The following is a 22,755-nucleotide window of genomic DNA, read 5'->3' as shown; positions in this document are numbered from 1 at the left end:
CGGTCCGTGTCCACCTCCGGCTGCCCGGACACCGTCAGGCGTCCGACCGCCGGCCGAGGATCTCGCGAGCCCGCAGACCGGCCTGGAAGCGGGATTGTGCGCCCAGGGAGGCCATGAGGGCGGCGACCCTTCGGCGGTAGGTTCGCAGGGACACTCCCATTCGACGGGACGCGGCCTCGTCCGTACGACCGGCCGCCAGGGCCCGCAAGACGGCCCGCTCGGCGTCACCGAGACGGGGAAACGGCGTACGACGGTACGTGGCGAGGTCCGTCGAGGTCTCCCAGGCTGTCTCGAACAGGGCTCGCACCCCTGCCACCACGTCCGGCTCCTGGATCACGCTGTACACACGGGGTTCTCCCGAAGCGGACCGCGGTGCCGCCAATACCGCGAGGCGCCGGTCGACGACGATCGCCTCATGGGCGGGGGGTGCGGGTGAGATTCGGATCTCCGCGCCGGCCTCGCCAAGGCGCTTGAGCAACTCCTGACCACCGGGGGCCTGGAGGACGCCGGGCCCGTACAACTTGTGCACCACGAGGCCCGGCGAGAGCGTGCGACGCGTGCGAGGGACGGCAGCCGACCACGTCTCGGTCTCCCTGGTGGTGCATAGGAACTCTCGCCGCGCCCCCTCGAACAGGGCACCCGCACGCCGCGCCAGTTCGGCCTCGCCCCGGAGCGTCACGATGCTCTTCTCCGTCATGGCACCAAACTGCCATTCGTTCGCCTTCGACACGAGGCTTCCCGAGGATTCGGAGGCATGACCACGACCCGTGAGAACCCATCCGCCGCCTTCCTTCTCGGCGGCGACCTTCCCGTCGCCCGCCTGGGCTTCGGTGCCATGCGGCTCCCGGCCCGGGAGATCGCCGGTCCGGCGAACGATCCGGAGACATCGGCGGCCGTGCTGAGACGGGCCGTCGAACTCGGTGTGAACCACATCGACACCGCCTGGTTCTACTTCCACGACGGGCTCTCGGCCAACGGCCTGATCCGCCGTGTCCTGCACCCCTATCCCGAGGACCTGGTCCTGGCGGCCAAGGTCGGCCCGGTGCGGCACCCCGACGGCAGTTGGGACGCCCCGGCCGGACCCCGGGAACTCGTCGCCGGCGTCCACCGCACGCTGCGGGAACTCGGCCAGGACCGCCTCGACCTCGTCTATCTGCGGCTCCACGAGGACGACGACGAAGCAGTGGCCGAACGGTTCGGAGCGCTTGCCGCCCTGCGGGAGGAGGGGCTGATCCGGCACCTCGGCCTCAGCAATACGACCACCGGGCAGCTCGCCAGCGCGCAGCGGATCGCCCCGGTGGCGGCGGTACAGAACATGTATGGCCTCTTCCACCGCCGGCACCCGGAAGTCCTCGACGCCTGCACCCGTCAGGGCATCGCGTTCGTGCCGTTCTTCTCCCTGGAAAGCCTGGGCCGCCCCGAGCCGGTCGAACCACTCGCCCGGATCGCCGCCCGGCACGGAGCCTCTCCCGAACAGGTCAAGCTCGCCTGGACGCTGGCCAGGTCACAAGTCGTCCTCGCGATCCCCGGCACCTCCTCGGTGGCCCACGTAGAAGACAACATCGCGGCGGCCGAACTGCTTCTCGACCCGGAGGACCTCGCCGCCCTGGACGCCCTGTCGACCTGAGCAGCGGGTCTGGACAACAACGAAGCCCCAGGTCGCCGACCTGTGGCTCGTTCGAGAGCTTGTGGCACGGCCTTCTCGACAGGCCGCCCCCGGGGACGTCGGGCGATCCGCCCCCGAGAACGGCGGTCGGCGAACGTGGTCACGCCGTCCGGCTGGTGGCGGATCAGGTGACTTCTTCAAGGAGCTCACGGAGTGCGTGCCGCAAGGTATCCGGTCGTTCCAGATGAACGTCGTGTCCCGTCCCGGGGACGCTCAAGGCCACGGTCTCCGGCCGTCGCCGGAGCATCTCGTCGAGCTCTTCGGGCGAGATGATGCCGGACTGGCCGAGAACGGCCAGGGTTGGGCATGTCACCCTCGACCACTCGTCCCAGAAGGACCGCTGGGCGATCTCCGCGAGCGATTCGATCATCACGTCGCGTTCGAAGCGCGGCCACCAGCCGCCGTCGCGTTCCACCAGGCCGGCCGCCCAACCCTCGCCGACCGGCCCGCCGCCGAGGAACTCCACGGAGGCTGTCCGGGAGGGGAACGGCCTGGGCCAGGAATCGAGCCACTCCCCGATCTCTGCCTGCACCCCGGGGTTCGGGCCGCCCGGCCCGGCCTCCACCAGGGCGAGCGCACGGAAGAGCCCGGGGTGCGCGGCGGCGGCGAGCATGGCGGTGTGGCCGCCCAGCGACTGGCCCACCAGGACGGGTTGTTGGAGGCCCAGCTGTTCGGCTACGGCGACGGTATCCGCGACGTACGCGGCCCGGGAGACGTCCCGCGGACGGCGCTCGCTGGCGCCGTGGCCGCGCTGGTCGACGGCGACGACCCGGTAGCGGGGGCTCAGGTCCCGGGCGATGGCGTCCCATTCGCCCGCGTGGCCCGCCAGCCCGTGCAGCAGGATGACGGGCGGCCCGGATCCGCCCCAGTCGCGGCAGGAAATGCGGATGCCTTCACGGACGACGGCGCGCTCTGACCAGGTCATGCGGGCTCCTTCAGTCGATGGGCCGGGGAAGTAGCGGGGGCAACGCATGGATATCGGGGACGCGCGCATCCACTTCGCGCATGGAGGCAGTCACGGCGTGGCGTCGACGCGGAGCAGCATGTTCAGCTCCTCCATGTCGTAGCGGGAGAAGGCCGTGGCATACCGTTCGGCCAGCACGCGGTGAACGGTGTCGGCCGGCCGGGCGCCCAGAGCGCCGGCGGGCCCGCGAGGAACGGCCGGCGTCGTGCGGACTCGCTGCAGAGCGCTGTTGGCCGAGGCGACGGTGGAGCCGTGCAGCTCTGCGACCTCCCGGGCCGAGAAGCCCAGTGCGTCCCGGAGGATCAGTGTGGCCCGCTGCCTGGGTGGCAGAGTGCTGGAGCGCGACGACGAACGCCAGCGTACCGATTCGCTCGCTGTCACCGCTGCCTCGGGGGCCCCTCCGGGACAGGGCCCGATCCACACGGCGGTGTCCTGCGGGGCACTCGGGGGTGAGATCCCGGGTGCGGGCTCCGAGAGGTCAATCGGCAGAGCCCGCCGTCTGTCAGCGCGGCCCGGTGCTCCTCCAGCCGGACCGCAATCTCACGCTCGCCGCCCACAACGAGATCCTTCACGTGTGATTCCGCCTCCTGACACAAGCCCTCCGAGGCCACCGGCCGGGGGTGCCGAGCCTCCGCCCTGAGCGAGGACGTCGACCTTGACCTCCCTGCCTGGTCAGTTGCCGCTGTCCTCGGCGAGGGTGTGCGCGACGAGGGCGTTGGCGTGGCCGTGTCCCAGGCCGTGCTGGGTCTTGAGCCAGGAGACGAGCTCCATGTGCTTGGTCCCGGGTGCGGCGCGTATCAGATCCTTCCACTCGGCGATCGGTCGGCCGTACTTCTTCTCGATCGAGGGGAAGTTGCGCCTCTTGTAGCGGTCCTCGTGGAACCGGGCGGTCGTCCGCCGCGTGAGCCTTTGCGCAGACGGGCGGCCTGACTGTCGGTCTTCTCCGTGATCGTGTGGCGGATACCCCGCCGCCGCAGTCCGACATGGAGCTCGCCGGCGAGAAGCTCGCGGCGGGCGATTCGGTGATGGTCGGTTTCGCCGCTGCCAACACCGGTCCGGCACGGCGCGCAAGGCTGAAGGCGGCGGCAGATGGAGTCAGTTCCTGAGCCGGCTGAAGGGGTGATGCACGCAACAGGCGGTCACATCCCTCTGGCTGCGTGACTGGTCGAACCCATGGGTAGCGAGAAGCGGACGTTGAATGGTCACCAGACGACGAGGGCCGTTTATCGCAGACCCACCAGCACGCCCCGAAGTCCACAGACAGCAGTCAAGCTACCTGCCCCGGGCGGGTAGCTTCTTGCGCCATCCTCTCTCGGAGGTCCGAGATGATCCGCACGGAAACGGCCTGGGTTCTCTTCTTCGCCGGACTTATCTTTGTATCAGCCCTGGTTATCGGGGTGTGGAAATGGCAGCAGTCGATATCCTCGCCGGGTGGCACTGCGCACCGATACGTCAACGTCGCACATAACGCCGGACTGATGTACTCGTTCGCGACATCAGCGATTGTTGCGCCGCTCGTCCAGTTTTCCGGCTGGTCGGCAGCAGTGAACATTGGCGCTGCCTCGGCGGTCATCGGAATGTTCGTAGTGACGATTACGAACTATGTCCGGCTCGGATTTCAGGCGAGAACGACAATCAAATGCGCGATTCAAGGTCGAGTCTGCGTGGTGTACGGGAAGCGCTGATTATCGGTGAGATCGGCGGCACCGTCGTCCTGTTGGCCGGCTTCGCTTCAGCTCAGCTGTAGTCCCCGCAAGGATCTTGCCGGCACGGCGCCAAGGGGCCGCGGCTGCAGAACCGAGGTGCCTTCATGGACGCGCTCGGCCGCGGCGTCGATTCCCGGGCGGCGGCGGTGGAGCCCGTGAACGTCAACTGCCGGGCGGGTCAGACGGACCATGGTGCGGTAGGGGGTGTCGGGGGCGTCGGGCATAGGACATCGGGGGCTCAGTAAGTCGCACCGATGAGCCGGACATGGCGACCGTTCAGGTGGGTCTGCCCACCCGCCGAGGACGAGGCCGCGGTCTTCGCGCACTATGGCCTGCCCTACCAGCCCGGCGCGAACGGTGGCCCGGCAGAGCGAACAACCGCCCGATGTCCTCCCTGGCGGCCGTCGACACGCCGAGCCCGTCCCCCAGCCACTGCGCGAACCTCCGCCCGCTCGCCGGATCCGCGGCGGACACGACGATCAGCAGGGGTACGAGGGTGAGGAACCCGAGCGCCGCGAAGCCCAGTGAATGCTGTCACAGGTCGAGATCGCTCACCTGGATCCATCGGCGTCCGGCCCGCACACGTCGGGAGGTGCGGCGCAACCGCCCGAACGGAGACGAACGGCCCACACCGCCGGACGAGTTCCTCTTGCTAGGGCGCACCAGGACGTGTCCCCGGGCCCGCAGCCCCGGTCGGCTGTTCCGTCGGAGTCCCGTGCTCGGCGGCTTTGCGCCAGCGGGCTTCGCAGAACGAGTAGAGGCCGAACAGCAGGAGGCCCACAGCGGCGGCGATCAGCAGGGCGGGCCCTGCGGGGGTGGCGGCGAACGAGCGCAAGGTCTCGTCCAGGCCCTTGGCCTGGCTGGGGTCGTACCGCACCGCGGCCAGCAGGACGGACAGGCCGGCCCCCGCCGCGACCACGCCACACGCCACGCCGCCGACGATGCCCAGTACCGCGACGACCCGCCGCGTTGCCGGGCGCATCTCGTCCGTCCGGAGATTCTTCTCGAACTTCCGCATCAGGCTGCGCACCAGTATCACCACGCCCACGACGATCAGCACGGCCCCGAACACGGCGACGACCACTCGTCCGCCCGGCAAATCCAGTACCCGCGCGGTGTACTCCTTCGACGTCTCGTCTCCGGGGCGGCCCCCGGAGGAGCCGCCGACCAGCGCCGTCTGCACCACGCCGACACAGATCACGGCGTAGAACACCGCCATCCCCAAAGAACCCAGACGACGAGACCACTTCTCCCCGCCCTCCACCGTCTGCCCGAACGCGGCCTCGCACAGCCGCCACAGCGTCATCGCCGCCAGCCCCACCACCAGTGCCCACAGCAGAGCCCGGCCGAACGGCTGCTCCCCGAGGGTTCCCACCGCGCCGGACCGATCGGCCTCCTGGCCGCTGTCGCTGCCGAGGCCGATCCGCACGGCCAGAATCCCCACCAGCACGTAGATCACCCCCCGGGCACAGAGCCCGACCCTGGACGCGACCTCCACTGCACGACTGTCGGCCACACGCCGCCCCCGCGATTTGGGCCGAGCTGCACTGCCCTGACTGCGCTCCATCTGGCACCTCCATGTGCCGGACCCCACTGAACAGCGCACCGTCGGCCGGGACGGGTGCCGCGGGCCAGAGCCGGTGTCCGAAGGCGTCCCCGACACGCCCGCTGTCTGCGGACCGCGATGCCATACCGACCATGTGGCGGCCAGGACCGGGACTCCGAGGCTGACCGGCATGACACCAACCCCAGGTCTGATCCCTCTGTCTCCACGGTAGGGCTGTCCCATATCGGAAGTCACCACCCGCATTCGGGGATCGGAACACGTTTATGAGTGTCCTCAAAACCATCCTGCGGGGCGACGGCTGCGTGGCCGGCTTCGCTCTCCTGCGGACCGTCGGGATCTTCCTGGGTGGCGAGGCGCGGCCCCTCACCGGTCCGTGAGTGCCGGTGGCCCGCGCAACACCGACAGCGCTCGGTGGCCCGCCGGATCCGCGCCTTCCACGGTCCCAGTCGTTGGCGGACAGCCGGGACCCGGAATCGTAAGGTGACTGAACCGGCCACGTGCGATGAGGTGGGCCCCTGGGGCTCTCGTTACGGGCCGGTTCCTAGCATGCGCACATGGTTGCCCGTGATACCCAGCAGTCCGATTCGGGAGGGGAAGCAGTGTCCCGAGACGACCCCGAAGCCCGCAGTGTTTCTTCCCCACCGACTGTCAAAGGACGCGACTCGACCGGCCTTTCCTCGGGATCGCAACGCGACGGGGTCGCCGAGGACTCCCGCCCGGTGGCCGACCTGGTCGAGCGGGCAGCCGACCTGGTGGACCCGATCAAGCCGAGGCTGCGCGGCTGGCTTCACGCCGGCCTGGTCCCCGCATCGCTGGCAGCGGGCATCGTCCTCATCTGCCAGGCAGGGACACCACAAGCCGTGCTGGCCTGCACCGTGTACGCCGTCACGGCCTGGCTGCTGTTCGGGACGAGCGCCGTCTACCACCTCGGCACCTGGGGACCGCTCGGTGAGGCCGTTCTGCGTCGCCTCGACCACGCCAACATCTTCCTGATCATCGCCGGCACGTGTACGCCGCTCGCCGTGCTCCTGCTCCCTCGCGACCAGTGGTCCGTCCTGCTGTGGATCGTGTGGACGGGCGCTCTGGTCGGCATCGCCTTCCGCGTCCTGTGGGTCGGAGCTCCCCGCTGGCTGTACACGCCCTGCTACCTGGCTCTGGGTTGGGCGCCCGTGCGCTACCTGGCGAATCAGCCGTGCGCCCTGAGCCCAGTGCCCCCGGTTCCGCCGGCTGGGTGTGGGGCGGGTCAGGCGAGGTTGATGTTTTCCGCCTGGGGGCCCTTCTGGCCCTGGGTGACGTCGAACGTCACGGTCTGGCCCTCCTGGAGCTCACGGAAGCCCGTCGAGTTGATCGCCGAGTAGTGGGCGAAGACGTCCGGGCCGCCGCCGTCCTGGGCGATGAAGCCGAAGCCCTTCTCCGCGTTGAACCACTTCACAGTTCCCGTAGCCATGTTCATGCCTTCCAGTCGATGAACGCCTCCCGCACGGTGTGGGAGGCGGAGGTGATCGCCCTGGTTCCTGCGGCACAGCACAGCAAAACGCCCACGTCGAAGGCGTGGGCAAAGGGAACTTCCGAACCACGACAGCTAACGGAGAAGGTACACGTGCGCACACCCCGTCACCAGAAGGGCTCCTCCAAGTGGGAGCGGGCCCGCCGAGGTACGGCGGGGCGCGCGCCGTCTCAGGCCGCGGCCGACGGGTCCGCGGATTCGGCGGCGCGGCGGTATTCGGCGTTGATGCGCTGGGCTTCTTCGAGCTGGTCCTCGAGGACGATGATGCGGCAGGCGGCCTCGATGGGGGTGCCCTGGTCGACGAGTTCCCGAGCGCGGGCGGCGATGCGCAGCTGGTAGCGGGAGTAGCGGCGGTGGCCGCCCTCGGAGCGCAGAGGGGTGATGAGGCGCGCTTCGCCGATGGCGCGGAGGAAGCCCTGGGTGGTGCCGAGCATTTCGGCGGCCCGGCCCATGGTGTAAGCGGGGTAGTCGTCGTCGTCGAGACGGCCGTACGAGTCGTCTGCTGTCATCTGCACCTCTCTCTGGAACGCGTGGAGGGGCCCTGGTGCCGTACGGCACCAGGGCCCCGAAGGAACTTCTACACCACGTGCCGACCCTGATACCGCGCCGGCCTTCTGTGTCCGCCTACCCGACCCAGTCGCTGTCGGGAGTGCGGGGATCGCGGTTGCTTGACCGGAGACCACCTCACTATCGATGTCCTGCGGTACCCGGACTCGAGACTTCCGTCCGGGCGATCCTGATGGTGCTTCGTTCCTCCGTTCTTCCCTCGGTGATCAACTTCCTACCATCGGGGTACTGCGCACTACTGAACTGCTGTTACTGCGTACTGCTGTTACTGCGTACTGCGGGTGATGCGAACTGCTCAGTGGCCTGTGCAGCGCCACTCTTCGGCAGCCAGCCCCGTTGCCCGTCCTGCGTCTGCTCTGGCTTGGAACCCCACTGCCGAACTTCCCGGTGCGCGCGTCCGCAGCCGACGCCTTCACCAGGGGTACCGCTCACTGACTTCACTGCGGGGTACTGCGCACTGCACTCACGGGTACCGCATCTGCCATGACCGCGGTCCCGCTCACGGCGGCCCCTGATCACTACGAGCCACCCGGTCCGGCCGTCAGTCCCGTCGCCGTCCTGCAACCACCCTGGCTTCGAAACTCCACCGCCGCACCGTACTGCGCACTGCAACTACCTGTACTGCTGGTACTACTTGCCGGCAGTTCGTCTCTGCCAGGCCCTGCTGTCCTTCGGGGCTACGAGAGAAACCATAACCACGCCACCACCCAATGTCTACTCCGGCCGATATAGATTTCCGGGTGTCCAGCAACGAGGTAATCGACGTCGAACAGTGACACGGGTAGGGCACAGCGCGGTCGCACCTGGCACGCGACAGCGCCCGGTCCTTCCTCGAAGGGCTCGTGCCGACGCTCGCATCCGAGGCCGCCGACGACACCGTGGTCCTGGTGGTCCGCTGTTCACCGCTCTGAAGGGCACGGATAGGGCACGCGTCTGTCGGCTAGGCGGGCTGAGGCGCTTCCGGCGCGGGACTCGGCGACGGCGGACCGGTGGCGCTCGGCCCAGCCCACCAGTCCTGCCGGCGAGGCGTGGAGTTCCCGGGCGATGGGTGTGAGGCTGTACTCCACCTTGGCGGCACGGTCGGATATACGGTGCGGACGAGCACCCCGTCCCGCTCCGGTTTGCGCGGGTTCAGGGTGAGCATCCGTCGGCTGATGCCGTTGAGGGTGCGTTCGAGTTCGGTGTAGCGAACCGGGCCCTGGACGGCGGCGATCAGGATTCCGATGCTCCACTTGCAAGGCTCGTGGGAACGATTCATCGAGGCCGCCGAGGCGCTTCACGGGCGTCGGGTCTCCGGAAAGGCGGTTCTGGAAGTCAGCGGGCGGCACACGCCGGGGCTTCCGCCGCAAAACGAGGGACTATCCGGGCGATCAAGGTGTCGGTGGCTGACACAGCGTGTGGCGCGGTCAGCGGTAGTAAGGCTCGACCACGACCCGCACCTCGTCGAACATCGCGGGACCATCCTGCGGCACGGGCGGCCTGCCGCTGCCCGGCCTGATGTCCAGGAGCTGTTCGTTGGAGAGCGCGAACACCACCCGTCGTAGTCCCGCCTGTTGGATGACCGCCTCGCACATCCCGCACGGCTGGCAGCTGGTGTACATCGTGGTTCCCGCCGCCGTGGCCGTGTCCAGCTCCCTCGCTGCCCACCTCGCCAGCTTCAGTTCCGGGTGAGCGGTGATGTCCTTGTCGGTGAGGGTCGTGTTGTGCTCCTCTGCCAGAACCGTCCCGTCCGGTCCCGACAGCAGCGAGCCGAATGGCGGGTTGCCGGCCGCGCGAGCCTTGGCAGCGAGTGCGATGGCGCGCCTGAGGAGGGCGTGGTCGTCGGGTGTGGTCATGACTGTTCCGTTCTGGTGCGGGGTGGGAAGAGGTGCGCGGCCACCGCGGCGAGTGCTTGCCAAGCTGCATGCGGGTGGCATGTCTCGTGGGGGTCGCCGTTGTATGGGTCGAGGACGACGGCCTCGGCGCCCAGCAGACGCAGTTGGTCGAGGTCGTCGACGATCTGGTCGATCGTGCCCTCACCGGCGAGTCGCCGCGGTCCGTCGACCGGTGCCGCAGTGAGTTTGAGAGCGATTCGGGGGGCCAGGGCTGGGACGGGGAGGTGGTTGTCGTCCGCGTATGCCGTCAGCCTGACGGCGGCTTCGCGCAGCCACGGCAGGGTGGGGCGCAGCGGGTGCCATGCGTCCCCGAGCCGCACGGCCCGCCGCAGTCCCGCGTCGCTGTTACCGCCGACCCACACCGGGATCTTCCGGTTGCTGTAGGAGGCGGTGTCCGCCCAGGCCGCCCGCATGTCCTGTAGATGGTCGTCGGTCAGTCGTCCACGGCGTTCGAACGGGATCCCGAGGGCGGCGAACTCCTGCCGTGCCCAGCCCACCCCCACGCCGAGGACCAGCCGGCCGCCGCTCAGCTCGTTCAGGTTGGCCGCCATCCGGGCGGTGAGCAGCGGATGCCGGTAGGGAGCGATGAGGACCGTCGTGCCGAGCCGGACTCGGGTGGTGAGGCCGGCCAGCCAGGACAAGGTGGTGAAGGGTTCGTAGAAGGGTGCTGGATAGCGCTCGGCCACGTCGGACGTGATGGCCAGGTGGTCCGAGACCATCAGCAGGTCGAAGCCCAGCCCCTCGATGGTCTGGGCCCAGCTTCGAAGGACTCCCGGGTCGGTACCAGGGCCGAAATTGAGGACGTTGACTCCGATCTTCACAGAGTCGAGCCTAGCCAGGCCGTCCGGGCCGTCAGAAGCGATTCTCGCCTGTTCAGAAGGGGTTCGCCCGTGGATTCGCCGGTATTCTGGGCGGATGGCCGAGAGTCTCGACGCGACAGACTGGGCGATCCTGACGGAAGTCCAACGAGAAGGCCGGATCGCGTTCACGGAGCTGGCACGGCGGGTGAACCTGAGCGCGTCGGCGACGAAGGAGCGGGTGCGGCGGCTGGAGGCAGCCGAGGTGATCACGGGGTACCGGGCGGAGGTGGACCTGGAGAGGACCGGGCACGCGGTGCTCGCGGTGATTCGGCTGAAATATCCAGGGCCGGGAACCCGGCACGAACCGCTGCGCCGGCTGCTCGACGAGCGTTCGGAGATCCTCGAGTGCCTGCGCACCACCGGTGACGACTGCTATGTCCTGAAGGTGGCGACCACGTCGATGGCTCAGCTGGAGGAAATTGTCGACGAGCTGGCCCAGTTCGGGAGCACGACCACCAACCTCGTCCTCAGCCGGACGCTCCCCTTTCGCGGCCCGCGAGTCCCTCAGGCCCATCCCGTCAGGTAGGCGCTGATGTGGCGCGGACGCCACAGCGGGGTGTCAGCCAAGCAGCCCTGCTGGAGAGACCGGTCCGGCCAGCGGCTCCGCAGCATCGAAGGCGACGAACAGCGCGACGCTACATGGCCGGGCCGCCCCTACGACCTCCAGGCCCTCGGCTCTGAAGCCTGATCGGCCGGACAGTGCCTAGTGGGTCAAGGCTGCGCGAACATCTATGGGAAACACAGAAGCCCCAGGTCGCTGACCTGGGGCTTCGTTCAAGAGCGGATGACGGGAATCGAACCCGCGCTATAAGCTTGGGAAGCTCATGTTCTACCATTAAACTACATCCGCGCAGCGGGCCGAAGATCGGTACCGCAGACTCGGACACTGTACCCCATGCCGAAGTCGAGGCGTACCTCCCCGTGACGGAGTGCCGCCTGGAGCGGTGTCCCGTTGATCCCCTAATGTGGCTGTCTCGTCCACCACTTGTCGGGGAAGGGACTTGATGGGTTCGATGGAGCGCACCGTCGTCCGTTGTGCCGAAGGGCATGTGTTCAAAACCGCTTCGTTCCCGCTGCAGCAGCTCGGTGCCGGGCGGATCGGGCCAGGGCGGCTCATTCGGTGTCCACAGTGTGCGCGGTTGCGGCACGCGGTGCCCGTGGAGCTTGAGCAGCGCTGATGGTGTCCGGGGCGCGGAGTCTTCCCGATTGGGGGAGGTCCGCGCCCTCTGCGTATCGTGGGGGCGTGCTTCTCTCAGACAAGGACATCCGGGCCGAGATCGATGCCGGACGGGTGCGCATCGACCCGTACGACGAATCCATGGTGCAGCCCTCGAGCATCGACGTGAGGCTTGACCGCTTCTTCCGGGTGTTCGAGAACCACCGGTACCCCCACATCGACCCCGCCGTCGAGCAGCTCGACCTGACGCGCGAGGTCGAGCCGGAGGGGGACGAGGCGTTCATCCTGCACCCCGGTGAGTTCGTGCTCGCCTCGACCTACGAGGTCATCACGCTGCCGGACGACATCGCGTCGAGGCTCGAGGGGAAGAGCTCCCTCGGGCGGCTCGGGCTCGTCACGCACTCCACCGCCGGGTTCATCGACCCCGGCTTCTCCGGGCACGTGACCCTGGAGCTGTCGAACCTCGCCACCCTGCCGATCAAGCTGTGGCCGGGGATGAAGATCGGGCAGCTGTGCATGTTCCGGCTGAGCTCGCCCGCCGAGCACCCGTACGGCAGCGAGCGGTACGGCTCGCGCTACCAGGGGCAGCGGGGGCCGACGGCCTCGCGCTCGTACATGAACTTCCATCGGACCCAGGTGTGAGGCGGCGGCCGGCATGAGTGAAGTACGCGAGAACCTGACGTACGAGGGCTTCGGGCGCGCGATCCGCGAGCTCGCGCAGACCATCGCCGACGACGGCTACGAGCCCGACGTCGTGCTCTCCATCGCCCGCGGCGGCGTCTTCGTCGCCGGCGGCCTGGCCTACGCCCTCGACTGCAAGAACATCCACCTCGTGAACGTGGAGTTCTACACCGGGGTGGGGACCACGCTCGAGATGCCGGTCATGCTGGCGCCGGTGCCGAACGCGATCGACTTCTCCGACAAGAAGGTCCTGATCGCCGACGACGTCGCCGACACCGGCAAGACCCTCAAGCTCGTCCACGACTTCTGCGTCGACCACGTCGCCGAGGTCCGCTCCGCCGTGATCTACGAGAAGTCGCACTCCCTCGTGAAGTGCGAGTACGTGTGGAAGAAGACCGACGAGTGGATCAACTTCCCCTGGTCCGTCGAACCGCCCGTCGTGAAGCGCGAGGGCCAGGTCCTCGACGCCTGACGGCAACCACGGGCGGCGGCCTCAGGTGAACCCGGGCCCCACGGCGGCCCGAGGGGCGTGACCGCACGGCGGCCCCCACGGGCCGCCCCCTCGGGCCCCACGCGCCCCAGGGGCGTGACCGCGCCACGGCCCCCACGGGCCCCCTCGGTCCCTCAGTGGGTGCGCAGCTGTTCGGCCAGGGCCACGAGCCAGGCGCCGGGGGCGTAGGGAGCCGGTGGGTCGACCTCCATGCCGAGTTCCTCCAGGGCGAGCGCGTAGTCCGACTCGTCCAGCGGGAGGGTGAGCAGGTCATGGAGCTCGCCCGTCAGCTGGGCGATCAGCCCGCTGTCGGTGGTGCTCAGGTAGTCCCGGACCGCGGCGTCGTGGTCCTCGAACTCGTCCGGCATGTCCTGCGAGAACCAGCCGCCGAGGAGCTGGGCGAGCTCGGGGAAGCGGGCATGCCACTCCCACCGCGTCTGCGGCGTGGCGGGCGGCGGGGCCTGACCCGTCTCGACGCTCTCCTTCAGCCGGTCCGCGAGGCTCACCAGCCATGACTGGATCTCTGTGTCGGGCAGGCCGACGTCCGGCACGGGGTAGAACTCGCCGAGCCGCAGCCGCAGCCGCCCCGGCGGGTTGTCGGCGTACTCGCGCAGCTGCTGCTCGGCGACCGGGATCGCCCAGGGACGGGTACGCCAGGTGTGCCGCAGGTACGCGGCCAGCGGCTCCCGTTCGTCGGCGCCACGACCCAGGTGGGCGCGGATGACATGGTCCAGCTCGCCGTACTTTCGGTCGTGCTCGCGCGGGGTGAGGGGCAAGGGACACAGCCTCTAGAGGTAGATCGGGAAAGTGGCGTGCACGGTGAAGCCGTGCGGGTTGTCGGTGCTGCGCCGCAGGATCACCCGGGCGGCCCGCACGTCGATCGGTTCACGGCCGGCGAGCATCATCGCCTGGCGCAGCACCCGCCCGACCGGCTCGGGCCGGGAGGGCCAGGCGGCCTCGATGGTGAGGCGCTGCCGGGTCGACTGGGCGAGCCACCGGTGGATGATCTGCTCGTTGGCGGTCACGACCTGCTGCGTGGCCCACTGGGCGGTCTCCCGGTCGGGATAGCTGGCGGAAACGTTCGGGCTCGGCACGGAACTGACCTCAGTGCTCTTCGTCGAAATGGGCGTGAACGGCCTGGAGAATGGCCTGCAGGACCGGTCGTGAGGCCCAGGGGGCCGTCTCGGCGAGTCCGTCGACGGGATCGGACGGAACGGCCGGCGCGGGGAAGAGGAGGAGTGCCTCCTGGATCTCCGCCGCGAGCGCGGACAGCGCGGAGCGGCAGCCGGAGGGGTGCTCGGAGGCGACTCCTTCCCGTACGCCCTCGTCGAAGTCCTCGTACTCGCCCGAATCCACCCACCACCAGAACTGGCGGATCCTGCCGAACTTCAGCTCGGCCTCCCATGCGGCCATCGGGAGCCGGTCGAAATCCGGGATCGGCTCCCGGTCCTGGAGGCGGACCAGCCCGGACAGGAACCGGAGGAATTCGGGTGCGGGCACGTCCCCCGCGGCCTCGGCCAGCTGCTCGGCGAACCCGGCCGACAGCGTCGCCGGGTCCACCTCCGCCACCTCGTCGGAGGCGAGATCGAGCAGCGCGGAGACGGTGGCGAGCGGCATGGCCCATGCGGCCTGCGGCGTGTCGCTGATCGTCCGGCAGAACCGGGCCAGTTCGTCCTCGAGCGTCCTGGAGCCGTCGCGCCGGCAGGCGACGGCCAGCTCGAGGAGCCTGGAGATCGCGCCGTTGTTGAACACCGCTCCGGTGTATGTGGTCACGCTGTGCATGCTAGGGGCCCTCCGGCATGGAGGTCAGAACGATGAAGGGGGGATCGGTGTGGTTGCCGATGTACTTGAGCGTCACCTTGACGCTGTGCACGTCCTTCGCCTGGGCCTGGAATCCGTCGGCGTCGTAGTCGGCCCTGCTGAGTGAGCGTCCGGTGACCTCGTTGAACGTCAGGCTGTAACTCGGCTTCGAGTTGGGGTTGTACGTGGCGGGGTCCTCCTGCTTCGCGATCCACTTCTCGATGCGGTCCGCGTGGGTGATGTCGTCCAGGACCTCCTGGGTGAGGCGCTGGGCGGAGGCATGGTCCGTGAAGGTGGAGATGGCCCTCGGGGCCACGACCCCGTCGGGGCGCACGGTCTGCTGATCCCGCAGTCGCTGTGCCAGCTGCTCGTCCGTCTTGCCCACGTGCTTGTCGACCGGGTGACTTCCCTCGAGCCCCTCCTGGCTCGCCAGGTCGATGGGGAAGAAGTGGTTCTTCGGGTCCTCGCCCGGGACGCGGTAGGTGTGCTCCGGTTTGAACTCGTGGAGCGCCCGGGCGCCGAAGGACTGGGCGCGCGCGTCCTCGGCGTGGAAGCTCGGGGCGCTCATGAACGCCTCGTCCAGGGCGGGCATCAGGGCGTCGAACTGCCGGGTGAGGCCGTCCACCGTGCTCTCGTAGCGGTTGACGATGGCGTTCATGGCGCTGGTGTCGATGTTCAGCGGGATGTTGAGGCCGACCGTGGCCACCCCCTTCCCGATGCCCTTGATGAGCCCCTTGACGTCCTTGAAGTCGATACCGTCCTTCAGGTTCACATCGGCGACGGCCTTCTTGACCGCGTCCCAGTACTCGTCGTAGACCTTCGCGTTCAGTTCGACGGCCGCCTCGCCGAACTCCCGCAGCAGGTCGCTGATCTTCCTGCTGGTGTCGGACAGCACGGCGAAGACGGGGTTGGTGGCGCCGGCCGACGAGCTCGCCGTGTCGTGCTTCCACTCGTAACCGGCCGTGCTCTTGCCCCAGGCGGTCGTACCCCACAGCGAGCTGAGGAACGTCCGCATGGCGTCGTGCCACTCGCTGTTGGCCTGGTTGGTGATGGGGGCCATGTGGCCGCTCATGTTGCCCACGGTGATGAAGAGCGAGCGATTCGCGTGGCCCCAGGCTCCGGAGAGGGAGTTCAGGTGGTGCTGGTCGGGGAACGGGTAGACGTCCGGGACCCGGCCCATACGGTAGGCGTGCTTGATGGCGACCCGGATGGCGTCCATGATCGGGTCCGGTACCCACTCCAGGATGCGGACCCAGATACGGTCGCCGCCGTCGTCGTCGCCCCACTTCAGGTCGGTGACGCGCGGGTAGACGGGGGCCTTGTCGATCACCTGCGGCGGAGGCTGGGTGTGGGCCTGCGTGTTGCCGGTCGGGTCGGAGGCGGCGTCCGCCTTGACGTAGTTGTTGGCCGTGGTGGTGAATCCGACGGCCGCGCCGCCGATGCTCACCACACTCCTCGCCCAGACCTCGAGGAAGCGGTTGCCGACCTTCATGTACGCGGCGGAGAACGCCTGGGCCGACGTGCCGTAGCCGCCCGCGTCCTGGTACTCCCCGAGCTCGTTGAGGAGTGTGGTCGCCGCCTTGTGCAGGTCCGTCTGTTCCTTCGCGAACTGTCCGGACACCGTGAACAGGTGCGACGGCTTGACGTCGATGGTGCCGTTCTGCGGCGAAGGGGAGGGAGGAGGGGTGCCCATCAGCCCGCCCCCCATCCGCGCAACACGGCCCGGTGGGCCTCGGCGTAGTTCGCGTGCCCCGTGGTCACGACCTCGTGCAGCCACGCCTGGGCGGCCTGGAGGTCCTGCATCTGCTTGTCCCACTGGTCGAGTTCTTCGACGAAGGCCTCGCGGGCCTCGCCCCGCCAGGCGAGGACGACCTTCTCCGTGCGTCCGTACAGCGTCTCCAGACGCTGGTTGAGCTGCCGAAGTATGTCTTCCAGTTCGCCCGCGGCCTCGCGCAGTGTGGTGAAGCTGACGCCTATGTGGTCGTCGGCCATGCTCGTCCCCGTGTGTGAGTCGACGTCAGACGTCGAGTATGCGGCTGGTGGGAGTCGGTGCGGTGGTGCCCTCGGACAGCGCTTCCGCCTCGCGGGCGACGTCGACCTGCGACCCCGCCGTCCGCATCCGGCGCAGCGTCTCCAGTTCCTGCTGGGTGAACCCGTCGCGGCTCATCCGCAGCGCCTCCTCCAGGACGGCCAGGATCTCCCGGATGCGGACCGCGTCCTCGGCCACACCCCGGTGCAGAGCCCGGTATCCCCGGGCCGCGTCGCCCTTCCAGCCGGCCTCGATGCGGTCGACGACCGCATCCATCCGCCGCACCTGGCCGTTCAGGTGACGCTGCATCGCGTCCAGGTCTCCGGCGAGTCTGGTCAGATCGTCGTCCGAGACGTCGAGATCGGTGTTCCCCACCGTGCCGCCTTCCCCCGAAGGTTTCTTCAACTCTCTTGTCGAGAGCTCCAATCGACCCTAACAACAGGGCATCCGCGCCGGGCGGCCCCGGGAACGGCGTGCCGACGTGACTCCCGTTACGTCGGGGGTGTACGGGAAAGGCCCCCGCCGTCGCCCGGCGGGGGCCTCTCTCGTACGTACGTCGTCGTTACAGCGTGCCCAGCTTGATGAGCGACAGCAGTGCGACCAGCTGGATCGCCGACGCGCCCAGCGCCTTCGGCCAGGGGAGATCGTGGGAGCGGCTCACCATCGCCGTGAAGAGCGCGCCCGCCGCCAGCCAGGTGATCCAGCCGAGGACCTGCACCAGGCCGTTCTCGCCGCCCAGGAAGAGCGCGAAGAGCAGCCGGGGCGCGTCCGTGATCGACATGATCAGCATCGAGAGGCCCACGGTCGGCTGCCAGGTGCCGTCACCGCCGAGCTGGCGGGCCAGCGTGTGCGTCACCGCGCCCAGGATCAGACCGGCGAGGACGAAGCCCACGCCCGTCATCAGGACGTACGGGATCGCCGTCGACAGCGTCGCGTTGATCGCCTCGTCACGCGCCTTGTCGAAGCCGAAGATCGCCAGCAGTCCGTAGAGGAAGGTGACGGTCAGCGCCGGGCCCCAGACCGCGTGGTCCCGCATCTGCAGGAACGTCGGCGCCGGGCGCAGCACGATGCCGCTCAGCAGGGCCTTCCAGGGCAGACGCGGGCCCGTGGGGGCGGGCGCGGCACCGCCTTGGTACGTGGCGCCTGCGCCGTAGGGGTCCTCGTTCACGCTGAACATCTGCGTGTGCCCCGGAGTGTTCGCCGCGTAGTGCTGCTGATGCTGCTGCTGCGCCGCGTACGGGTCCCCGAAGTACTCCGGCTCCCCGTGTCCACCGCCGCCCTGCGGGGCCTGCTGGGGCCACTGCTGCTGCGGGTGGGGCGGCGGGGCCGCGTTGTACCCGTACGGCGCCTGCTGCGGTTGTTGTTGCGGGGGGCGGTTGTCCCGGCCGCGTCCGTTCCTGAATCCAGCCACGTCATCGAAAGTACCCGTTTCCGCTGTGAGGGCGCTCATTCAGGCCCGTGCTGCCACTGAGCTGTGACATCCCCTAGGGGGTCTCAGGGCGCTACGAACCCGGCCCGGCGGCACCGAGGGCGGCCGGCTGAGTCGCGGGCAGCAGGGCCGATGCCTGCCCGAGGTACGAAAAGGGCCGCCCCGCAGTTCGCGGGGCGGCCCTCTCGTACGTACCGACTACTCGGCCGACACGGCCTCCGACACGGCCTCGGGCTCGGGCTTCGTCTTCACCGAGTCCAGGAGCAGCTGCGCCACGTCGACGACCTGGACGGACTCCTTTGCCTTGCCCTCGTTCTTCTTGCCGTTGACCGAGTCGGTCAGCATGACCAGGCAGAACGGGCAGGCGGTGGAGACGATGTCCGGGTTGAGGGACAGGGCCTCGTCGACGCGCTCGTTGTTGATGCGCTTGCCGATCCGCTCCTCCATCCACATCCGCGCGCCACCGGCGCCACAGCAGAAGCCGCGCTCCTTGTGGCGGTGCATCTCCTGCTGGCGCAGGCCCGGGACGGCCGACATGATCTCGCGCGGGGGCGTGTAGACCTTGTTGTGGCGGCCCAGGTAGCACGGGTCGTGGTACGTGATCAGACCGTCGACCGGCGTCACCGGAAGCAGCTTGCCCTCGTCGATGAGGTGCTGGAGCAGCTGCGTGTGGTGGATGACCTCGAACTCGCCGCCCAGCTGCGGGTACTCGTTCGCGATCGTGTTGAAGCAGTGCGGGCAGGTCGCGACGATCTTCTTCGCCGACTTCGGCTTCTTCGTCGACTCGTCCTCGTCGTCCTCACCGAACGCCATGTTCAGCATCGCGACGTTCTCCTGGCCGAGCTGCTGGAACAGCGGCTCGTTGCCCAGGCGGCGGGGCGAGTCACCCGTGCACTTCTCCTCGCCGCCCATGATCGCGAACTTGACGCCCGCCATGTGCAGCAGCTCGGCGAAGGCCTTGGTGGTCTTCTTGGCCCGGTCCTCCAGGGCGCCGGCGCAGCCGACCCAGTACAGGTAGTCGACCTCGGTGAGGTCCTCGACGTCCTTGCCGACGATCGGGACCTCGAAGTCGACCTCCTTGGTCCACTCGACGCGCTGCTTCTTGGCCAGACCCCAGGGGTTGCCCTTCTTCTCCAGGTTCTTGAGCATCGTGCCGGCCTCCGAGGGGAAGGCGGACTCGATCATCACCTGGTAGCGGCGCATGTCGACGATGTGGTCGATGTGCTCGATGTCGACCGGGCACTGCTCGACGCAGGCGCCGCAGGTGGTGCAGGACCACAGGACGTCCGGGTCGATGACGCCGTTCTCCTCGGCGGTGCCGATCAGCGGGCGCTCGGCCTCCGCGAGGGCGGCGGCGGGGACGTCCTTCAGCTGCTCCTCGGACGCCTTCTCCTCGCCCTCCATGGTCTTGCCGCCGCCGGCCAGCAGGTACGGGGCCTTGGCGTGCGCGTGGTCGCGCAGCGACATGATCAGGAGCTTCGGGGAGAGGGGCTTGCCCGTGTTCCAGGCGGGGCACTGCGACTGGCAGCGGCCGCACTCGGTGCAGGTGGAGAAGTCGAGGATGCCCTTCCAGGAGAACTGCTCGACCTGGGAGACACCGAAGACGGCGTCCTCGGCCGGGTCCTCCCAGTCGATCTCCTTGCCGGCGGTCGTCATCGGCTGGAGCGCGCCGAGGGCGGTGGAGCCGTCGGCGTTGCGCTTGAACCAGATGTTCGGGAAGCCGAGGAAGCGGTGCCAGGCGACACCCATGTTGGTGTTCAGCGAGACCGTGATCATCCAGGTGAAGGACGTGACGATCTTGAGCGCCGCGAAGAAGTAGGTGAGGTGCTGGATCGTGCTCAGGTCGAGCCCGTCGAGGAGCGCGATCAGCGGGTACGAGGCGAAGAAGCCCGGCTCCCAGCTGGTCACGTGGTGCTGGACGCCCTCCAGCGCGCGCAGCGTCATGATGCAGACGCCGACGATCAGGATGACGGCCTCGACGAAGTACGCCTGGCCGGTCTTGGAGCCCGCGAAGCGGGACTTGCGGCCCGCGCCGCCCGGCCGGTTCAGCTGCCGGATCACGATGAGGGTGACGATGCCGAGCACGGTCATCAGGCCGAGGAACTCGGTGAAGATCTCGTACGGCAGCCAGTCGCCGATGATCGGGATCAGCCAGTCGGCCTGGAAGAGCTGGCCGAAGGCGTTGACGATCGTGAGCAGCAGCGAGAAGAAGCCGACGGCCACGAACCAGTGCGCCACGCCGACGACGCCCCAGCGGTTCATCCGGGTGTGGCCGAGGAACTCCTTGACCAGCGTGATGGTGCGCTGTGTGGGGTCGCCGGTGCGCGTGCCCGCGGGCACGGGCTGGCCGAGCTTCACGAAGCGGTAGATCTGCGCGATGGCGCGGCCGAACAGCGCGACGGCCACCACCGTGATGGCGATCGACACGATGATCGCGGCGAGTTGCATGAGGGGCTCCTCGGGCGGGCCTGCGAGGCGGAGTGCCGACACTGCCGAGTGTGGCACTACTAAGCGGTAACTTATTCAGTCCGTGCTGAGATTACCGCCTCCCAGTGCCGCGCTGTAGCGGCGCTTGCGGTGATCTGTGTCGCTCAGGCAAGCCTTGCCGGTCGGGTCTGCCCCGCCGCCGCGCGACGCCTGCGGACTGCTGGAAGCGTACGCGCCAGGATGGCGAGATCCATCCCCAGCCAGTGATGGTCCACATAGTGGAGATCGAGCAGCTCACGCTCCTCCCACGGTAGATCCGAGCGTCCGCTGATCTGCCACAGCCCGGTCATTCCCGGCCGCACCGAGAGCCGGCGGCGGGCCTCGCCCGTGCACTCCCGGTGTCCGGGGGTGAGGGGACACGGGCCGACCAGTGACATCTGCCCCCGTACGACATGGAGCAGCAGCGGCAGTCCGGCCAGCGGGCTCTTCGTGCGGAACGTGAGCATCGTGAAGGTGTGTCCGCCCCGCCCCGCGACGGTCCGGCGGCGCATGACCCCGCCGGCCCCGGCTGTCGCGAGTGCGAGCGAGAGGGCGACGGCGGTGATCAGCGGGGACAGGACGGCCAGCAGGAGGAGTCCACCGAGGAGGTCGAGTGCGCGCTTGGCCGTCATTCCCCACACCCTTTCGAGGGACATTCATGGGATATTCGTGGGATATGCCCGCTATGCCCGGCAGGGGCACCCCGGACTCTCTCATGGAGAGGGGTGTCCGACCCGGGATCGACGCGCCATCGGGGCCTCTTTGAGTGGCTTGCAGGGTGAAGAGTTGAGTCGCCTCCACTCAGGTCTGTTGACGGGTCGAGGTCGGTCGTGCATCCTTGAGTCAGTTCCACTCAAGTCAGTCAGCTGGAGGAATTGAAATGGCACGTGCGGTCGGCATCGACCTGGGCACGACTAACTCCGTCGTCAGCGTTCTCGAAGGCGGCGAGCCCACCGTCATCACCAACGCCGAGGGCGCCAGGACCACGCCGTCCGTCGTCGCCTTCGCGAAGAACGGCGAGGTGCTCGTCGGCGAGGTCGCCAAGCGTCAGGCGGTCACCAACGTCGACAGGACCATCCGGTCGGTCAAGCGCCACATGGGCACCGACTGGAAGATCGACATCGACGGCAAGTCCTTCAACCCGCAGCAGATGAGCGCCTTCATCCTGCAGAAGCTGAAGCGCGACGCCGAGGCGTACCTGGGCGAGAAGGTCGTGGACGCGGTCATCACCGTTCCCGCGTACTTCAACGACTCCGAGCGTCAGGCCACCAAGGAGGCCGGTGAGATCGCGGGCCTCAACGTCCTGCGCATCGTCAACGAGCCGACCGCGGCCGCCCTGGCCTACGGCCTGGACAAGGACGACCAGACGATCCTCGTCTTCGACCTCGGTGGCGGCACCTTCGACGTGTCCCTCCTGGAGATCGGCGACGGCGTCGTCGAGGTGAAGGCCACCAACGGTGACAACCACCTCGGTGGTGACGACTGGGACCAGCGTGTCGTCGACTACCTGGTGAAGCAGTTCGCCAACGGCCACGGTGTCGACCTGGCCAAGGACAAGATGGCTCTCCAGCGTCTCCGCGAGGCCGCGGAGAAGGCGAAGATCGAGCTGTCGTCCTCCACCGAGACGTCGATCAACCTGCCGTACATCACGGCCTCCGCCGAGGGCCCGCTGCACCTGGAGGAGAAGCTCACCCGGGCTCAGTTCCAGCAGCTGACCGCGGACCTCCTGGAGCGCTGCAAGACGCCGTTCCACAACGTCATCAAGGACGCGGGCATCAACCTGTCCGAGATCGACCACGTCGTTCTCGTCGGTGGCTCCACCCGTATGCCGGCCGTCGCCGAGCTCGTCAAGGAGCTGACCGGTGGCCAGGAGGCCAACAAGGGTGTGAACCCGGACGAGGTCGTCGCCATCGGCGCCGCGCTGCAGGCCGGTGTCCTGAAGGGTGAGGTCAAGGACGTCCTGCTCCTCGAC

Annotated in this window: 25 protein-coding genes, 1 tRNA gene and 3 pseudogenes; 8 read left to right on the top strand and 21 right to left on the bottom strand. The window is 68.5% G+C overall.

Annotated elements, in window-relative coordinates; translation table 11 throughout:
• Positions 1–34: 34 nt before the first annotated feature.
• Complete coding sequence (locus ABZ939_RS04535) at positions 35–697, bottom strand: helix-turn-helix transcriptional regulator (protein WP_361849216.1); 663 nt, start codon at positions 695–697, stop codon at positions 35–37.
• Between the two features lie 57 nt (positions 698–754).
• On the opposite strand from ABZ939_RS04535, the gene ABZ939_RS04530 reads away from it, so the two are divergent.
• Positions 755–1,627 (top strand): aldo/keto reductase, encoded by an 873-nt coding sequence (locus ABZ939_RS04530; RefSeq protein WP_361849213.1) that lies wholly within the window; start codon positions 755–757, stop codon positions 1,625–1,627.
• 163 nt (positions 1,628–1,790) lie between these two features.
• Here the strand turns inward: ABZ939_RS04530 and ABZ939_RS04525 are convergent, their stop codons facing one another.
• The 4 genes and pseudogenes from ABZ939_RS04525 to ABZ939_RS04510 all read right to left on the bottom strand — a co-directional run.
• The gene (locus ABZ939_RS04525) at positions 1,791–2,591 is read right to left on the bottom strand and encodes an alpha/beta hydrolase (RefSeq protein WP_361849210.1); all 801 of its coding nucleotides are present in this window, start codon (positions 2,589–2,591) and stop codon (positions 1,791–1,793) included.
• Positions 2,592–2,681: 90 nt separating this feature from the next.
• Positions 2,682–3,011, bottom strand: coding sequence for a sigma factor-like helix-turn-helix DNA-binding protein (locus ABZ939_RS04520; RefSeq protein WP_361849207.1), 330 nt, complete (start codon positions 3,009–3,011; stop codon positions 2,682–2,684).
• A gap of 291 nt (positions 3,012–3,302) precedes the next feature.
• The gene (locus tag ABZ939_RS04515) at positions 3,303–3,473 is read right to left on the bottom strand and encodes a DUF4287 domain-containing protein (RefSeq protein WP_361849954.1); all 171 of its coding nucleotides are present in this window, start codon (positions 3,471–3,473) and stop codon (positions 3,303–3,305) included.
• Between the two features lie 38 nt (positions 3,474–3,511).
• Positions 3,512–3,607: pseudogene (locus ABZ939_RS04510) on the bottom strand (IS5/IS1182 family transposase); the annotation flags it as partial.
• Here ABZ939_RS04510 and ABZ939_RS04505 point away from each other — a divergent pair.
• Both ABZ939_RS04505 and ABZ939_RS04500 read left to right on the top strand, forming a co-directional pair.
• The gene (locus ABZ939_RS04505; protein ID WP_361850005.1) at positions 3,584–3,736 is read left to right on the top strand and encodes a hypothetical protein; all 153 of its coding nucleotides are present in this window, start codon (positions 3,584–3,586) and stop codon (positions 3,734–3,736) included. The pseudogene ABZ939_RS04510 and the gene ABZ939_RS04505 sit on opposite strands and share 24 nt — an antisense overlap.
• A 219-nt stretch (positions 3,737–3,955) precedes the next feature.
• Positions 3,956–4,315: a hypothetical protein gene (locus tag ABZ939_RS04500; protein WP_361849204.1), complete on the top strand. Its 360-nt coding sequence runs from the start codon at positions 3,956–3,958 to the stop codon at positions 4,313–4,315.
• A 673-nt stretch (positions 4,316–4,988) separates the two neighbouring features.
• Here the strand turns inward: ABZ939_RS04500 and ABZ939_RS04495 are convergent.
• Entirely contained in the window at positions 4,989–5,834 is an 846-nt protein-coding gene (locus ABZ939_RS04495; RefSeq protein ID WP_361849201.1) for a DUF1206 domain-containing protein, read from the bottom strand.
• A 788-nt stretch (positions 5,835–6,622) separates the two neighbouring features.
• Here ABZ939_RS04495 and ABZ939_RS04490 point away from each other — a divergent pair.
• Positions 6,623–7,084: pseudogene (locus ABZ939_RS04490) on the top strand (hemolysin III family protein); the annotation flags it as partial.
• A gap of 62 nt (positions 7,085–7,146) precedes the next feature.
• On the opposite strand, the gene ABZ939_RS04485 reads toward ABZ939_RS04490, so the two are convergent.
• The 5 genes and pseudogenes from ABZ939_RS04485 to ABZ939_RS04465 form a co-directional block, all read right to left on the bottom strand.
• Complete coding sequence (locus ABZ939_RS04485) at positions 7,147–7,350, bottom strand: cold-shock protein (protein ID WP_055603386.1); 204 nt, start codon at positions 7,348–7,350, stop codon at positions 7,147–7,149.
• Between the two features lie 230 nt (positions 7,351–7,580).
• Positions 7,581–7,919 carry a MerR family transcriptional regulator gene (locus ABZ939_RS04480; RefSeq protein ID WP_361849198.1) on the bottom strand — a complete coding sequence of 113 codons (339 nt, stop codon included), beginning with the start codon at positions 7,917–7,919 and terminating at the stop codon, positions 7,581–7,583.
• 957 nt (positions 7,920–8,876) lie between these two features.
• Positions 8,877–9,235: pseudogene (locus ABZ939_RS04475) on the bottom strand (helix-turn-helix domain-containing protein).
• Positions 9,236–9,383: 148 nt separating this feature from the next.
• Positions 9,384–9,812 (bottom strand): nucleoside deaminase, encoded by a 429-nt coding sequence (locus tag ABZ939_RS04470; protein WP_361849195.1) that lies wholly within the window; start codon positions 9,810–9,812, stop codon positions 9,384–9,386.
• Entirely contained in the window at positions 9,809–10,672 is an 864-nt protein-coding gene (locus tag ABZ939_RS04465; RefSeq protein ID WP_361849192.1) for an LLM class flavin-dependent oxidoreductase, read from the bottom strand. Before ABZ939_RS04465 ends, ABZ939_RS04470 begins: the two co-directional genes overlap by 4 nt.
• A 94-nt stretch (positions 10,673–10,766) precedes the next feature.
• Between ABZ939_RS04465 and ABZ939_RS04460 the strand changes: the two genes are divergently transcribed.
• A complete protein-coding gene (locus ABZ939_RS04460; RefSeq protein WP_361849189.1) occupies positions 10,767–11,237 on the top strand; it encodes an Lrp/AsnC family transcriptional regulator in 471 nt (156 codons plus the stop codon).
• Positions 11,238–11,490: 253 nt separating this feature from the next.
• Here the strand turns inward: ABZ939_RS04460 and ABZ939_RS04455 are convergent.
• Positions 11,491–11,561 (bottom strand) — tRNA-Gly (locus tag ABZ939_RS04455).
• 393 nt (positions 11,562–11,954) lie between these two features.
• Here ABZ939_RS04455 and dcd point away from each other — a divergent pair.
• Positions 11,955–12,530, top strand: a complete 576-nt coding sequence (dcd, locus tag ABZ939_RS04450; protein WP_137988410.1) for a dCTP deaminase — start codon at positions 11,955–11,957, stop codon at positions 12,528–12,530.
• Positions 12,531–12,543: 13 nt separating this feature from the next.
• Complete coding sequence (locus tag ABZ939_RS04445) at positions 12,544–13,041, top strand: phosphoribosyltransferase (protein WP_137988411.1); 498 nt, start codon at positions 12,544–12,546, stop codon at positions 13,039–13,041.
• A 152-nt stretch (positions 13,042–13,193) separates the two neighbouring features.
• On the opposite strand, the gene ABZ939_RS04440 is transcribed toward ABZ939_RS04445, so the two are convergent.
• From ABZ939_RS04440 to ABZ939_RS04400, 9 genes are all read right to left on the bottom strand, one after another.
• The gene (locus tag ABZ939_RS04440; RefSeq protein ID WP_361849185.1) at positions 13,194–13,835 is read right to left on the bottom strand and encodes a contact-dependent growth inhibition system immunity protein; all 642 of its coding nucleotides are present in this window, start codon (positions 13,833–13,835) and stop codon (positions 13,194–13,196) included.
• Between the two features lie 12 nt (positions 13,836–13,847).
• Positions 13,848–14,153: an RNase A-like domain-containing protein gene (locus tag ABZ939_RS04435; protein WP_361849182.1), complete on the bottom strand. Its 306-nt coding sequence runs from the start codon at positions 14,151–14,153 to the stop codon at positions 13,848–13,850.
• Positions 14,154–14,163: 10 nt separating this feature from the next.
• The gene (locus ABZ939_RS04430) at positions 14,164–14,832 is read right to left on the bottom strand and encodes a hypothetical protein (protein ID WP_361849179.1); all 669 of its coding nucleotides are present in this window, start codon (positions 14,830–14,832) and stop codon (positions 14,164–14,166) included.
• 10 nt (positions 14,833–14,842) lie between these two features.
• On the bottom strand, positions 14,843–16,552 hold the full coding sequence (locus tag ABZ939_RS04425) for an RNase A-like domain-containing protein (protein WP_361849176.1): 1,710 nt from the start codon (positions 16,550–16,552) through the stop codon (positions 14,843–14,845).
• Positions 16,552–16,851, bottom strand: a complete 300-nt coding sequence (locus ABZ939_RS04420; RefSeq protein WP_361849173.1) for a WXG100 family type VII secretion target — start codon at positions 16,849–16,851, stop codon at positions 16,552–16,554. Before ABZ939_RS04420 ends, ABZ939_RS04425 begins: the two co-directional genes overlap by 1 nt.
• Before the next feature lie 25 nt (positions 16,852–16,876).
• Complete coding sequence (locus tag ABZ939_RS04415) at positions 16,877–17,263, bottom strand: WXG100 family type VII secretion target (protein ID WP_361849170.1); 387 nt, start codon at positions 17,261–17,263, stop codon at positions 16,877–16,879.
• 187 nt (positions 17,264–17,450) lie between these two features.
• On the bottom strand, positions 17,451–18,299 hold the full coding sequence (locus tag ABZ939_RS04410; protein ID WP_361849167.1) for a Yip1 family protein: 849 nt from the start codon (positions 18,297–18,299) through the stop codon (positions 17,451–17,453).
• A gap of 216 nt (positions 18,300–18,515) precedes the next feature.
• Positions 18,516–20,765 carry a (Fe-S)-binding protein gene (locus ABZ939_RS04405; protein ID WP_361849164.1) on the bottom strand — a complete coding sequence of 750 codons (2,250 nt, stop codon included), beginning with the start codon at positions 20,763–20,765 and terminating at the stop codon, positions 18,516–18,518.
• Between the two features lie 143 nt (positions 20,766–20,908).
• Positions 20,909–21,415: a sugar transferase gene (locus tag ABZ939_RS04400; protein ID WP_361849161.1), complete on the bottom strand. Its 507-nt coding sequence runs from the start codon at positions 21,413–21,415 to the stop codon at positions 20,909–20,911.
• A 248-nt stretch (positions 21,416–21,663) separates the two neighbouring features.
• On the opposite strand from ABZ939_RS04400, the gene ABZ939_RS04395 reads away from it, so the two are divergent.
• Positions 21,664–22,755 (top strand): Hsp70 family protein (locus tag ABZ939_RS04395; protein ID WP_361849158.1); only part of this gene is annotated, 1,092 nt, incomplete at its 3' end.

Origin of the sequence: Streptomyces sp. NPDC046712 (assembly GCF_040645695.1) — a bacterium.
Taxonomy (GTDB): domain Bacteria; phylum Actinomycetota; class Actinomycetes; order Streptomycetales; family Streptomycetaceae; genus Streptomyces.
The sequence above is the reverse complement of the archived record's forward strand: the minus strand, read 5'-3'. Positions and strand labels throughout refer to the sequence as shown.

Coding starts and splice junctions, on each gene's coding strand:
- ABZ939_RS04535 (WP_361849216.1), bottom strand. CDS start 697: ATGACGGAGAAGAGCATCGTGACGCTCCGGGGCGAGGCCGAACTGGCG.
- ABZ939_RS04530 (WP_361849213.1), top strand. CDS start 755: ATGACCACGACCCGTGAGAACCCATCCGCCGCCTTCCTTCTCGGCGGC.
- ABZ939_RS04525 (WP_361849210.1), bottom strand. CDS start 2,591: ATGACCTGGTCAGAGCGCGCCGTCGTCCGTGAAGGCATCCGCATTTCC.
- ABZ939_RS04500 (WP_361849204.1), top strand. CDS start 3,956: ATGATCCGCACGGAAACGGCCTGGGTTCTCTTCTTCGCCGGACTTATC.
- ABZ939_RS04485 (WP_055603386.1), bottom strand. CDS start 7,350: ATGGCTACGGGAACTGTGAAGTGGTTCAACGCGGAGAAGGGCTTCGGC.
- ABZ939_RS04480 (WP_361849198.1), bottom strand. CDS start 7,919: ATGACAGCAGACGACTCGTACGGCCGTCTCGACGACGACGACTACCCC.
- ABZ939_RS04470 (WP_361849195.1), bottom strand. CDS start 9,812: ATGACCACACCCGACGACCACGCCCTCCTCAGGCGCGCCATCGCACTC.
- ABZ939_RS04460 (WP_361849189.1), top strand. CDS start 10,767: ATGGCCGAGAGTCTCGACGCGACAGACTGGGCGATCCTGACGGAAGTC.
- ABZ939_RS04445 (WP_137988411.1), top strand. CDS start 12,544: ATGAGTGAAGTACGCGAGAACCTGACGTACGAGGGCTTCGGGCGCGCG.
- ABZ939_RS04425 (WP_361849176.1), bottom strand. CDS start 16,552: ATGGGCACCCCTCCTCCCTCCCCTTCGCCGCAGAACGGCACCATCGAC.
- ABZ939_RS04420 (WP_361849173.1), bottom strand. CDS start 16,851: ATGGCCGACGACCACATAGGCGTCAGCTTCACCACACTGCGCGAGGCC.
- ABZ939_RS04405 (WP_361849164.1), bottom strand. CDS start 20,765: ATGCAACTCGCCGCGATCATCGTGTCGATCGCCATCACGGTGGTGGCC.
- ABZ939_RS04400 (WP_361849161.1), bottom strand. CDS start 21,415: ATGACGGCCAAGCGCGCACTCGACCTCCTCGGTGGACTCCTCCTGCTG.